This window comes from Candidatus Nanopelagicales bacterium (assembly GCA_041393815.1).
In the GTDB taxonomy this organism is placed as follows: Bacteria; Actinomycetota; Actinomycetes; order S36-B12; family JAWKJK01; genus JAWKJK01.
Genome location: JAWKJK010000003.1, coordinates 389,277 through 401,438, shown reverse-complemented (window position 1 = coordinate 401,438; position 12,162 = coordinate 389,277). Strand labels below are relative to the sequence as shown.

Genomic DNA, 12,162 nt, shown 5'->3' with positions numbered 1-12,162 from the left:
GCGCGAGCGTGGAGGAGACGGTGTCGTTGCCCTCGTTCCTCGACCTGCCACCACGGCAGGCCAAGCCGCGCGAGCGCGGACTGACGCATGTGCTCGACAAGGGCCTGGGGCTGTCGGCGACCCACGGCCTGTTGGAGCAGGCGGGCCATCTGATCGACGTGGTGAAGGTCGGGTGGGGGATCGGGTACATCGACCCGGGGCTGCGCGAGCGGGTCGCGGCCTACCGCGCGGCCGACGTCCTGGTCAGCCTGGGCGGGACCCTGCTCGAGATCGCCGTCGCCCAGGGGCGCCTGGAGCAGTTGCGGGAGTGGGCACTGGAGTGCGGGATCACCGCGGTCGAGGTGTCGAACGGCCTCGGCCTGCTCGAGCGCGACCGCAAGGCGGACCTGGTCCGGCAGCTGAGCGGGGACTTCGTCGTCGCCGCGGAGGCGGGGTCCAAGGACGCCACCGTCCCCGTCGACGCCGACGCGTGGGCGGCGGAGATGAAGGCCGACCTCGACGCCGGGGCCCGGTGGGTGATCGCGGAGGGCCGGGAGTCGGGCACCGTGGGGATCTACCAGTTCGACGGCGAGGTGCGTGACGACCTGGTCGCCAGCCTGCTGTCGGTGATCCCGCTGGAGCGCATCATCTTCGAGGCGCCGCACAAGGCCCAGCAGACCTGGTTCATCCGCAGCCTCGGTCCCGACGTCAACCTCGGCAACATCGCGCCGGAGGAGGTGGTCCCGCTGGAGACGCTGCGGCTCGGGCTGCGCGCGGACACCGCGCTCATGGGCCTCGCGGCGGGCACCCGATGATCCCCGACCCGGCTCCGAACACGATCACCCGGCCGTACCGCGGGGTCTCGGTCCAGGAGGTCGACGTCGCGCTGCAGGACGAGGCCGCGGTGCTGGACTACATCGTCGGCCGCGAGGTCTACCGCCGCACCGAGTGGCTCGTGCTCCGGAACTCCGGTGCGTGCGCCCTGGTCGCGGTGCGCAAGGAGACGTACGAGCCGCTGTTCGCCCCGGCCGTCGAGGCCCGGGTGCTCGCCGGCCCGGACCGTACGGTGTGGATCGACTCCCCGACGACCGATGTCGGCAACGCGACCGCGCTCGCGGCCGCGGCGGCTCCGTACCTGTCCGCGGACGTCGACGCGTACGTCGTCCAGGGCCGCTACGAGCACATCAACGTGATCTGGCAGCCCCGTCCCGTGCCCGTCGTCGTCACCGAGGTCGTGCCGCCGGAGCCGGCGAAGCTGCTGATGATGGCGCGACAGGCCGTGGAGTACGACGAGGACCTGCCTCCGGTGGACCTGGTCCTGGACGCGGTCGACATCCGCGTGCTCGCCGCGGCGAACCCGGCGGACGGGTACCTGCTGCCGTGCCGGGGTTCGGGGGTGGACCTCCCGGGGGAGGTGACCTTCCTGGACACCCGGCCGCCCGAGCGTGGCGACTGGACGCTCATCGGGTGCGAGCGGTCCGTGCAGTTCCACCGGCACTTCTACGGAGACGAGCCGCCCCAGGTCGACCTCTGCCCGCACCGGCGCGCCGCGGGCTTCGACGGGGACGCGCTCGTCCTGACCAAGTGCTGCCTGCTGGAGCGCGGGGTGGAGGTGCACGGCAACGTCGCGGTCGTCCCGTGGGGCTCCAACCTCGACGAGGTGCGCCTGGCGCTGCGCCTGCTCACCGGTGTGGGGCCCGTCGTCGAGGCGGCGCGCATCGGGGCCGCGCTGACGCCATGACCGCGCACCCGGCCGACTCGGAGATCTACGGGCACCTGTGGTCCACGCCCGAGGTGCGGGCCTGGTTCACCGACGTCGGCCGGCTGCGCGCCTGGCTGGACCTGCTCGCCACGCTGGCCGAGGCGCAGGCGGCCGTCGGACTGGTCCCGGAGCCGGCAGCGGTGGCGGTGCGCGCCTCGGTGTCCGACTGGGTCCCGGACCCGGGCGAAGTCGGCCGGCTGACGCGGGAGACCGGTCACTCGACGTTGGGCCTGATCCGCGTGCTGCAGCAGCATCTGCCGGACGAGGCCCGCGAGTGGGTCTACTACGGGGCGACCGTCCAGGACCTCACCGACACCTGGTCCGCGCTGGTCATGCGGTCGATGACCGACGTGGCCGTGCGGGACCTGCGCGCGATGCACGCCGCGGCCGTGGAGCTCGCATCCCGCCACCGGGACACCCTGATGTGCGGCCGCACCCACGGGCAGCCCGGCCTGCCGATCACGTTCGGCTTCAAGTGCGCCGTGTGGGCGGAGGAGATCGCCCGCCACGTCGCGCGGTTGGAGGAGGGGCGCCCGCGTCGCGAGGTCGTGCAGTTGGGCGGTGGCCTGGGGACGATGGAGTTCTGGGGGCCGGCTGCCGGTCCGATGATCGAGGAGTTCGCGGCCCGGCTCGGGCTGGGCGTGCCCGCCGTGCCCTGGCTGACGGCGCGGGACGGGCTGGCCGAGCTGGCCGGTCAGCTGGCGATGGTGGCGGCGACGGTCGGCAAGATCGGTGATGAGGTCTTCGAGCTGCAGCGGGCTGAGATCGGCGAGCTGCGCGAGCCGTCCGGTCCCGGCACGGTGGGTAGCATCACGATGCCGCACAAGCGCAACCCGGAGTGGTCCGAGCATGTCGGGACCCTGGCCCGGCTGGTGCGCAGCCAGGCGGACCTGGCGATCCAGGGGATGATCCACGGCCACGAGCGGGACGGCCGGGCGTGGAAGACCGAGTGGGTGCTCCTCCCCGAGCTGTGCATGTACGCCTCGGCGTCGCTGCAGGCCGGGGTGCGCATCCTGGACGGCGTGGAGGTCGACGCCGAACGGATGCGCGAGAACCTGGAGCGGCAGCGGGGGTACGTCCTGTCCGAGCCGGTCATGCGTGCGCTCGCGGACCGGATCGGCAAGCACTCGGCCCACCAGGTGGTGTACGAGGCGTCGCGGACCGGGCGCGAGCAGGGGGTCGATCTCCGTACCGCGCTGAGGAGCGACGCGCGACTGGCGGACATCGACGACCAGGAGCTGGACCGGCTGCTGGACCCACGCGCCGCGCTGGGCTCGGTGGACCGCTTCATCGACGCCGCGTCGGCACGTACCCCGTGAGCACGACGGCCGGGATCGCCGGGTCGCTCGCGCGGGTCGGTCTCGCGTCCCTGCCGACTCCACTGCAGCGTGCGCCGCGCCTCTCGGACGCCCTGGGCGTGGAGGTGCTGCTGAAGAGGGACGACCTGACGGGGATCGGCCTCGGCGGCAACAAGGTGCGCGGGCTGGAGTTCCTGCTGGGGGAGGGGATCGCGCGCGGGTGCGACGTGCTGGTCACCGGGTCCGGCCCGCAGTCCAACTGGGCGTTCCTCGCCGCGCTGGCCGCGCGCCGCTGCGGCATGGACGCGGCGCTGTGCTTCTACGGGGACCCGCCGGCGCAGCCGCGCGGCAACCTGATGCTGCAGTCCCTCACCGGGGCCCGGATCCGCTACACCGGTGACCGCGACCGGGCCTCGGTCGACCCGGTCCTGGAGGACATCGCGACGGAGCTGCGTGCCGAAGGACGTGTCCCGCTGGTGCTGCCGAGGGGCGGCGCCACCGGGCTCGGCAGCGTCGGCTACGTCGTCGGCGCGCGGGAGACGGCCGACCAGGTGGCCGCCGAGGCCCTGCCGTCGCCACAGTTCTGGCTGGCGACCGGGTCGTGCGGCACCCAGGCCGGGCTCGAGGTCGGCGCCGCGGAGGGGTGGTTCGCCGGCGTCACCGGGGTGACGGTCAGCCGCTCGGCGCAGGAGTGCGTCGACCGGGTGCACCGGCTGGCGCACGAGGCGGCCGGGCTGACCGGGCTCAGCGGCCCCGACCTGGCCGGCATCGAGGTCCGCGACGGGTGGATCGGCGCGGGCTACGGGGTCGCCTCCGACGCGGGCCGCGCCGCCGCGGCCCTCGTCGCCAAGACCGAGGGCATCCTGCTGGACCCGTTCTTCGGGGCGAAGGCGATGGCGGCACTCGTCGACGAGGCGCGACATGGGAGCCTGGCCGGGCCGATCGTCTTCCTGGTGTCCGGTGGGGCGCCCACGATCTTCGCCGAAGGGGGAGGGCTGTGAGCAACCCGGCCGGGGGGGACCTGCCGAGGGGCATCCCCACGCCCGAGGGCTACCTGGGGGCGCAGGCCCGGATCACCTCGGGGCCCGCGCCGGAACTGGTCGCCGCCGGGTACGCCGTCGAGGTCCGCGACGCCCCGCTGCTGCACGACGGACTGACCCTGGCCGATCTCGCCCACGTGACGGTGCTGGCGGAGCGGGGCCTGCTGCCCGAGCCGGTCGCGGCGGAACTGCTCGCGGTCCTGCTGGAGGTCGCCGAGATCCCGGCGGACGAGTTCCCTTACGACGTGGTCCTCGGGGACGCGTACAACAGCCGGGAGCGGGAGCTGACCCGTCGGGCCGGGGACCTGGCCGGCTGGGTCCACCTGGGCCGCACCCGGAGGGAGGCGGGGCGGATCGCCTTCCGGCTGGCGCTGCGGGAGCGGCTGCTGGACCTGGCGGAAGCGGTCGCCGACCTCGCCGAGGCCCTCGCCGACCGGGCTGCGGACACGGCCGACGCCGTGTGGGCGGACATGACCTACCTGCAGCCGGCTCAACCATCGACCTTCGGGCACTACCTCGCGTCGTTCGCCGAGGAGGCCGCGCGCCACCTCGCTCGGATCCGGGCCTGCTACTCGTGGGTGGACGTCTCGCCCGGAGGGTCCGGCGGAGTCGGGGGGACCCGCCTGGGGCTGGACCGGGATGCGATCGCCCGGGAACTCGGGTTCGCCACCGTGGGCCGCAACACCCGGGACACCATGTGGAACGTCGACGGCCTGGTCGACGTGACCAGCGCCGCGACGCAGTCGGCCCTGACGGCCGACCGGCTGTGCGAGGACCTGCAGATCATGGCCTCGCCCGGGTTCGGACTGGTCGAGCTGGACGCGTCCTTGTGCCGGGCGTCGGTGCTCATGCCGCAGAAGCGCAACCCCTACGCGCTGTCGGCCGTGCGCGCCGGCACCAGCACGCTGATCGGGCGGCTGACCGGGGTGGTGGCCACCGGGCGCACCCCGTCGGCCGCCACCGACAACTGGCTGCACGCCTACGGCGAGGTGACGTCGGCGCTGGAGCTCGCGCGGGACCTCGTGGCGCTCACCGCGGTCGTCGTAGGCACCCTCACGATCGACCGCGAGGCGCTGGAGCGGACCGCCCGGGACCCGCAGACGGCCGCGACGGACCTCGCCGACGAGATCGTGCTGCGGACCGGCACCGACTACCGCACGGCCTACCGGGTGGTCGGGCGGGCCGTGGCCCGCTGGCTCGCAGGCGAGACCCCCCTGTCCCTCCAGGCCCTCGCCGACGCCGCCGACGAGGTGGTCGGTCGACCGGTGCCGGGCCTGGAGTCGGTGGACCTCGCCGCCGTGCTGGACCCGCGTCGTCTCGTGCACTCCCGGACCGAGCCCGGGGGCAGTGCCCCGGACTCGGTCCGCGCGGAGCTGGACGCGCTGCGCCCGGACCTGGCCGCTGCGCGGGCCTGGGTGGCCGAGCGCCGGGCGGCGAACGCCGACTCCCGCGCGCGGCTCCTGGCGCGGGCGCGGGCCCGCGCCGCTACAGCGAGCTGAGCTCCATCGCTCCCGCGCGCAACCGGGAGAGCTGGATGAAGTGCGCGGAGTTGAGGAAGAGTTCGTTCATCTCGGCCAGCTGGTCGATCGTGAGCCCCTCGGTCCGGTGGATCAGGAAGTCCAGGTACTGGAAGGAGTCCTTGGCCCCGAACCCCACGTGGTGCGCGCCGACCAGCTTGCGGCTGCGGGCGTCGAACACGGCCTTCTGGAAGCCGGTCTTCTCCGGGTGGGTGAACGCGTACAGCATCGAGCCCTCGGCGCACGGCAGCGGGATGTCTCCGTACGGGACGCCGGGCGGCGGCATCTGGATCACGATGACGTCGTCGTACTTCTCGCGTGCCTCGGCCTCGGACAGGCCCACCCAGGTGACCTCGTACGTGGAGTGCAGGAAGTCGGGGTACTCGGAGAAGTCGAACGTGTAGTCCTCGCCCATGATGTTGCGGGCGGCGGTCATCCCGCACTTGCGGGCCTTGAACATCTCCATGGGGGGCCCGATGAGGTCGCCGATGGCGTAGACGTCCGGGACCGAGGTGCGCATCCCCGCGTCGACGATGATCGATCCTCGGTCGTCGACGGCGACACCGAGCGACTCCACGTACGGATCGGAGTTGGCGCGCTCCCCGGTGCCGACGAAGACCATGTCGCAGGGGATGTCGACGGTGGACCCGTCCGCGAGGCGCACCCGCACGCCGGTGGCCCGGTCCTCGCCGAGGACGGCGATCGGCGTCGTCCCTTCGTGGATGACGACTCCCCGGTCTCGCATGCCGGACACGACGTACTGGCGCAGGTCCTCGTCGACGTGGTGCAGGCTCTTGGTGGTCATCAGCGGGCTGCGCGTCAGGATCGTCGTCTGGCAGCCGGCCGCCTGGAAGAACGACCCGTACTCGATGGCGATCTTGGAGCCGCCGATGATGACGCAGGAGCGCGGGTCGTAGTCGAGGTCCTCGACCAGCTCGGCGTAGTCGAACACGCCGGGCAGCCGGATCCCCGGGATGTCCGGGTAGACGGTCTTGGCCCCCGTCCCGAGCACCAGGTTGCGGGCGGTGAACACGCGACCGGCCACCTCCACCGTGTGCGCGTCGAGGACGGTGGCCGCGGCGTTGAGGATGTACTCCATCCCCAGCTGTTCCTTGCTCTGGTAGTTCATGAACGAGTGGGCGGAGTTGCGGCCGGCTTTGAACAGCTGCACGAGGTCCAGCACCGACGCGCGGCTCTCGTCGAACTCCGGGAACCACAGCCGACCCGACAGAGTTCGCGCCAGGTCCAGCTCCCGCGCGGACTCGGAGAACAGGTGGTGCGGCACGCACGCCTGGTGCGGGCAGGTGCCCCCGAGGAACGGCCAGCGGTCGATGGTCAGCTGGCGGCCGCCCCGCGCCCGCAGGAACGCGGACCCGAACCGCCCGCCCGCCCCGCCGCCCACGAAGATCGCGTCGAACTCGCGGTCGTCATCGGGGTCGACGTTGAGGATGGGTCCCTCGAGCTCCCCGTCCTCGAAGCGGTCGATCAGGCTGCGCCACTCGGCGTTGGAGATCGTCGTGTCCCGGACGTCCATCCCCGGGGCGACGCTGGTGTGGGAACTCGTGGCCATGCGGAGAGGATGGGCATGTCGCCGCGTCCGGCCCATGTCCCCGCCGGGTGAGACATCACGGGACCTTCGTCCTTCCGGGCCGATCCGCTGGGCCGCGCCGCCAACCACCCTGTCCGCCATGTCGACGACCACGCCCGCCGCCCCCGCCCCCGCTCCCGCCACCGACGCCGCCGCCGAGCGCGCCGCGAAGGAGGCCGCCGCGCGCGAGGAGGTGGCCGCCGTCGTCGCCCGCGCCCGGGCAGCCATGGACGCCATCGCCGACTGGGACCAGGACCGCGTCGACGAGCTCGTCACCGCGGTCGGGTGGGCGATCTGCCAGCCCGAGCACGCCCAGGAGCTGGCCCGGCTGGCCGTGGACGAGGGCGGCTTCGGCAGGTACGACGACAAGGTCACGAAGATCCACCGGCGGGTCACCGGACTCATCGCCGACATGCGGGGGCTGCGGACGGTCGGCGTGGTGGAGGAGGACCCGGCTCGGGGGCTGGTCAAGATCGCCAAGCCGGTCGGCGTCGTCGCGGCGCTGATCCCGACGACCGGACCCGACGCGACTCCGCCGATGAAGGCGCTGATGGCCCTGAAGGGCCGCAACGCGATCGTCGTGGCGCCCCACCCGCGGACCCGGCGCACCAGCGAGCTGTCGGTGGAGCTGATGCGCGCGGCATGCGCCCAGGTCGGAGCACCGGAGGACCTGATCCAGAGCCTGACGTCGCCGTCGATCGGCAAGACCACCGAGTTGATGAAGCAGGCGGACCTGATCGTGGCCACCGGTGGGGCTGCGATGGTGAAGGCGGCGTACAGCAGCGGGACGCCCGCGTACGGGGTCGGGGTCGGCAACTCGGTCCACGTGGTGGACGAGACCGCCGACGTCGCGGACGCCGCGGCGATGATCGTGGCCGGCAAGACCTTCGACCTGGCCACCAGCTGCCTGGCCGACAACTCGCTCGTGGTGGCGGACGCCGTCTACGACGACCTGCTGTCACGGCTGCAGGCGGCGGGGGGCTACCTGTGCACCGAGGACGAGAAGCAGCGCCTGCGCGCGGCGATGTGGCCTGACGGGGGCCACATCCCGGCCCTGGAGGTCATCGCCAAGCCGGCCCACACGATCGCCGGGCTGGCGGGGATCGACGTCCCGGAGGACACCGCGTTCCTCATGGTCACCGAGGACGGAGTCGGACCGGACCATCCCTTCTCCGGGGAGAAGCTCTCGGTCGTGCTGGCGGTGTACCGCTACGGATCCGAGATCGCCGAGGCCGTCGACCTGGTGAACGCCATCACCTCCTACCAGGGGCTGGGTCACACCTGCGGCATCCACACCAGCACCGACGAGCACGTCGACGCGCTGGCGAACGGGACTCGCACCGCCCGCGTCCTGGTGAACCAGAACCTCAACGAGGGCGCCGGCTCGGTACGCAACGGACTGCCGTTCACCCTGAGCCTGTCCTGCGGGACCTGGGGCGGCAACATCACCACCGAGAACGTCAACGCCCGGCACTTCGTCAACCTCACCTGGGTGTCCCGCCCGATCGAGCCGCACCCGGTCTCCGAGGAGGACCTCTTCGCGGCGCACTGGCAGAAGTACGGCCGCTGACGGCGAGGGCTCCGGGCCGGGAGGACGCACGGCGGACCCTGTCCTCGGAGGACGAGGTCGGAGCTTCCTTTCGCCCCAGCAGGTCTGGACCTCTCCGCGGTCGGCACCTACCCTGGGGCCTCGTCTGTGAGGAGGGTCACATGGGTCAGCACGTCCCGCTCGGGCCGCCGGGGCTGTCGGTGGAGGTGGGCGACCACGTGTGCGCCCTGTACCGGGGCTCCGACGGTCGCGACGACGTCCTGCTGCCGTACCTCGAGGCGGGGCTGCAGGCCGGCGACCGGTGCATCGCCGTCCTGGACGAGGCGGATCCCGACGAGGTGGCGGCCCGGCTCAGCGACTCCTGCGACGCGGACGGTGCCCGGGGGTCCCGCCAGCTCGACATCCGGTCCTCCGCCGACACCTACCTGCGCGGCGGCGGGTTCTCCAAGCCGCAGATGCTGGAGTTCTGGGACCAGGCGGTCGGGACCGGCATGGCCGAAGGCGGCTTCTCCTTCACCCGCAGCGTCGGGGAGATGACCTGGGCCCTGCGCGACATGCCCGGGGTCGAGGGACTGGTCGACTACGAGTCCGACCTCAACCGGTTCCTGCCGCAGTACCCGCAGGTGATCGTGTGCCTGTACGACCTGGACCGGTTCGACGGGAGCGTCGTCGTGGACCTCCTGCGTACGCACCCGAAGCTGCTGCTGCGAGGCAGCCTGATCGACAACCCGTACTACCTGGAGCCGGAGGAGTTCCTGCGCAGCCGGGCGGCGTCCCCGGCGTGACCGGCACCCGGACCGCGGACGACCTCGAGCTGCGAGGTCAGCTGTCCCGGCTCAACGCACTGCTCGTGCTGTCGATGCTCATGACGGAGTGCCAGGACGACGAGCAGGTGGTCAAGCTGGGCGCCAGTGCCGCCCCGTCGTTCGCCGAGTGCCGCCTGGCGGGCGTGTCGCTGGTCGAGGGTGAGGCCCGTCGGTGGCTGCCCGGGGAGGACGACCCGCCCTGTCCGCCCGGGCTGGACGACCTGCCGGGCGATGGTGGCGCCGTCAGCATGGTCGGCTGGGACTGGGGCTGGGCCTTCAGCCTCGGCGCCATGGGCGCGTCGCTGGGGCACCTGGTCGTCGCGGCCGACCGCGATGTGGGCCCCAGTGGGCACTTCCTGCTGCGGGTGCTGGCCCAGCAGATGGGCGTGGCCATGCGCAACAGCAGGCTGCACCGCTCGGAGCGGGCCGCTGCGGAGGAGTTGGCCTCGGTCAACGCCCAGCTGGAGAACACCGTGCAGGCACTGCAGCTGCGCATGGAGATCCACGACCGCCTCACCCGGGCGGCCGTCTCCGGGGAGGGCATGGACGGCATCGCCCGTGCCGTCCACGAGGTGACCGGACGTACCGTCGTCATCGAGGACCGGTTCGGCAACATCCGCGCCTGGGCAGGGTCAGGGGAGCCCCCCGAGCACTCCAAGGATCCGCCGGCCCGCCGGGAGCAGTTGCTGCGCCGGCTGCTGCGCCGTGGCTCGATCGAGTGGGAGACGGGTCGCCTGATCCAGGCTGTCTCCCCGCGGCCGGGTTCGGTCGCGGTCATCGCTCTCCTCGACCCGGACCGGACGGCCCGGGACGAGGACCTCACGGCACTGGAGTACGGGGCGACCATCCTGTCCCTGGAGCTGGCCCGGTTGCGCAGCGTCGCCGACACCGAGATCCGGCTGCGTCGTGACCTCGTGGAGGACCTGCTGGCGGGGACGAACCTCTCGTCCGCCGTCGAGCGGGGGGAGACCTTCCAGCACGACCTCACCCGCCCGCACGTGGTGGCGATCTTCGAGGGCCGGGGCCGGACCCGCGACGACGACCAGTTCTTCACCGCGGTGCGCCGCGCGGCGCGGGAACGCGGGCTGGGATCGTTGCTGGTGGGGCGTTCGGGGACGGTGGTCCTGATCACCGACCGCGACGTCGACTGGGAGGAGATGCGCACCGGGGTGCTGCGGGAGCTGGCCCGCGGCACCTGCCGCATCGGCGTCGGCGGACGGACCCGGGGAGTGGGGGACTTCCCGGCGTCGTTCCGGGAGGCCCAGACGTCGCTGAACCTGCTGGGCAGCCAGCCGGACGCGGCGCAGGTCGCGGTGTTCGACCGGCTGGGCGTCTACCGCCTGCTCGCGTCGGCCGAGGACCCGCGCGGGATCGAGCGGTTCGTGCACGAGTGGCTGGGCCGCCTCCTGGACTACGACCGGCGGCGTCACTCCGAGCTGGTCGCCACGCTGTCCGCGTACCTGGAGTGCGGCGGGCGCTACGAGGAGACCGCACGCCGGCTGTCCATCCACCGCAGCACGCTGAAGTACCGGCTGCAGCGGATCCGGGAGGTCTCCGAGCTGGCCCTCGGTGACCCCGACGTGGACTTCAACCTGCAACTGGCCTGCCGGGCGTGGTCCACGCTGCGGGCCCTGAGGGTCTGAGCCGGTGCGGATCGCCGTCAACGCCGGCGGTGAGGCGCTGGGGCGTCCCACTCCTCCGGATGATGTGGTCGACGCCGTGGTGGCGGCCGAGGACCACGGCCACGCCGCCGTCTGGACCACGCACTTCTCCCGTGGCATCGACGCGCTGAGCGTGCTCGCCGTGGCCGCGGCCCGTACCTCCCGGATCGACCTGGGTGTCGGGGTGATCCCGACGTACCCGCGGCACCCGTGGGCCCTGGCTCAGCAGGCGGCCACCGTGCAGGCGTTGTCCGGTGGCCGGCTCACCCTGGGCGTGGGCGTGTCCCACCGCCCGGTGATCGAGGATCTGCACGGGCTGTCGTACGCCAGCCCCGCGAACCACATGCGGGACTACCTGTCCGTCCTCGTCCCGCTGCTGCGGGACGGGGGTGTCCGCTACCGGGGCGACCACTACTCCGTGGCGGGGGAGTTCACGGTGCCGGGGACCTCTCCGGTGTCGGTGCTCGTGGGGGCGCTGGGCCCCCGCATGACCGACGTCGCGGGAGAGCTGGCGGACGGCGTGGTGACCTGGCTGGCGGGTCCCCGGGTGCTCGCGGACAGCGTGCGCCGGCTCGCGGCGGCGAGCGGGGGCGCACCCCGGCGGGTGGTGGCCGCGATGCCCGTCGCCGTCTGCGACGACGGGGACGAGGCTCGGAGCACGGCGGATGCGGTGTTCTCGCGCTACGGCGGGCTGGACAACTACCGGCGGATCTTCGACCGTGAGGGCGTGTCCACGGTGGGTGAGTTGGTCCTGGCGGGGACCGAGGAGCAGGTGCGCGCCGCCCTGGCGAGGTACCAGGACGTCGGAGTCACCGAGCTGTGGGCGGTGCCGTACGAGGTCGGCGGCGCTGGCACGCAGCGCACCGAGGACTTCCTGCGCGGCCTGTCCGGCTGAGTGGCGCAGCCGGCTGGCGCCGCCGACTGTCCGACTGAGTGGCCTGCGCCGCCGTCGCCTGTCTGAC

10 protein-coding genes are annotated in these 12,162 nt (G+C 72.9%); 9 read left to right on the top strand and 1 reads right to left on the bottom strand.

All coding sequences use genetic code 11. The features are described from left to right. The first annotated feature begins 8 nt into the window (after positions 1-8). Genes R2737_11485 through R2737_11465 form a run of 5 tightly spaced genes read left to right on the top strand, consistent with a single transcriptional unit; the run spans position 9 to position 5,578 of the window. Positions 9-794, top strand: a complete 786-nt coding sequence (locus tag R2737_11485; protein ID MEZ5116880.1) for a phosphosulfolactate synthase — start codon at positions 9-11, stop codon at positions 792-794. Continuing rightward, positions 791-1,720: a hypothetical protein gene (locus R2737_11480; GenBank protein ID MEZ5116879.1), complete on the top strand. Its 930-nt coding sequence runs from the start codon at positions 791-793 to the stop codon at positions 1,718-1,720. The genes R2737_11485 and R2737_11480 overlap by 4 nt, the downstream gene beginning before the upstream one ends. Next, the gene (locus tag R2737_11475) at positions 1,717-3,060 is read left to right on the top strand and encodes an adenylosuccinate lyase family protein (protein MEZ5116878.1); all 1,344 of its coding nucleotides are present in this window, start codon (positions 1,717-1,719) and stop codon (positions 3,058-3,060) included. The genes R2737_11480 and R2737_11475 overlap by 4 nt, the downstream gene beginning before the upstream one ends. Beyond that, positions 3,057-4,040 (top strand): pyridoxal-phosphate dependent enzyme, encoded by a 984-nt coding sequence (locus R2737_11470; GenBank protein MEZ5116877.1) that lies wholly within the window; start codon positions 3,057-3,059, stop codon positions 4,038-4,040. The genes R2737_11475 and R2737_11470 overlap by 4 nt, the downstream gene beginning before the upstream one ends. After that, the gene (locus R2737_11465; GenBank protein ID MEZ5116876.1) at positions 4,037-5,578 is read left to right on the top strand and encodes a lyase family protein; all 1,542 of its coding nucleotides are present in this window, start codon (positions 4,037-4,039) and stop codon (positions 5,576-5,578) included. The genes R2737_11470 and R2737_11465 overlap by 4 nt, the downstream gene beginning before the upstream one ends. Here the strand turns inward: R2737_11465 and R2737_11460 are convergent. Next, positions 5,565-7,166, bottom strand: coding sequence for an NAD(P)/FAD-dependent oxidoreductase (locus R2737_11460; GenBank protein MEZ5116875.1), 1,602 nt, complete (start codon positions 7,164-7,166; stop codon positions 5,565-5,567). The genes R2737_11465 and R2737_11460 overlap by 14 nt on opposite strands. 118 nt (positions 7,167-7,284) lie before the next feature. Between R2737_11460 and R2737_11455 the strand changes: the two genes are divergently transcribed. The 4 genes from R2737_11455 (at position 7,285) to R2737_11440 (ending at position 12,095) form a co-directional block, all read left to right on the top strand. Next, on the top strand, positions 7,285-8,754 hold the full coding sequence (locus tag R2737_11455; GenBank protein ID MEZ5116874.1) for an aldehyde dehydrogenase family protein: 1,470 nt from the start codon (positions 7,285-7,287) through the stop codon (positions 8,752-8,754). A 140-nt stretch (positions 8,755-8,894) separates the two neighbouring features. Next, positions 8,895-9,518, top strand: a complete 624-nt coding sequence (locus R2737_11450) for an MEDS domain-containing protein (GenBank protein MEZ5116873.1) — start codon at positions 8,895-8,897, stop codon at positions 9,516-9,518. Further along, positions 9,515-11,182, top strand: a complete 1,668-nt coding sequence (locus R2737_11445; GenBank protein ID MEZ5116872.1) for a helix-turn-helix domain-containing protein — start codon at positions 9,515-9,517, stop codon at positions 11,180-11,182. Before R2737_11450 ends, R2737_11445 begins: the two co-directional genes overlap by 4 nt. Before the next feature lie 4 nt (positions 11,183-11,186). Then, positions 11,187-12,095, top strand: a complete 909-nt coding sequence (locus R2737_11440; protein ID MEZ5116871.1) for a TIGR03564 family F420-dependent LLM class oxidoreductase — start codon at positions 11,187-11,189, stop codon at positions 12,093-12,095. The last annotated feature ends 67 nt before the right edge of the window (positions 12,096-12,162 follow it).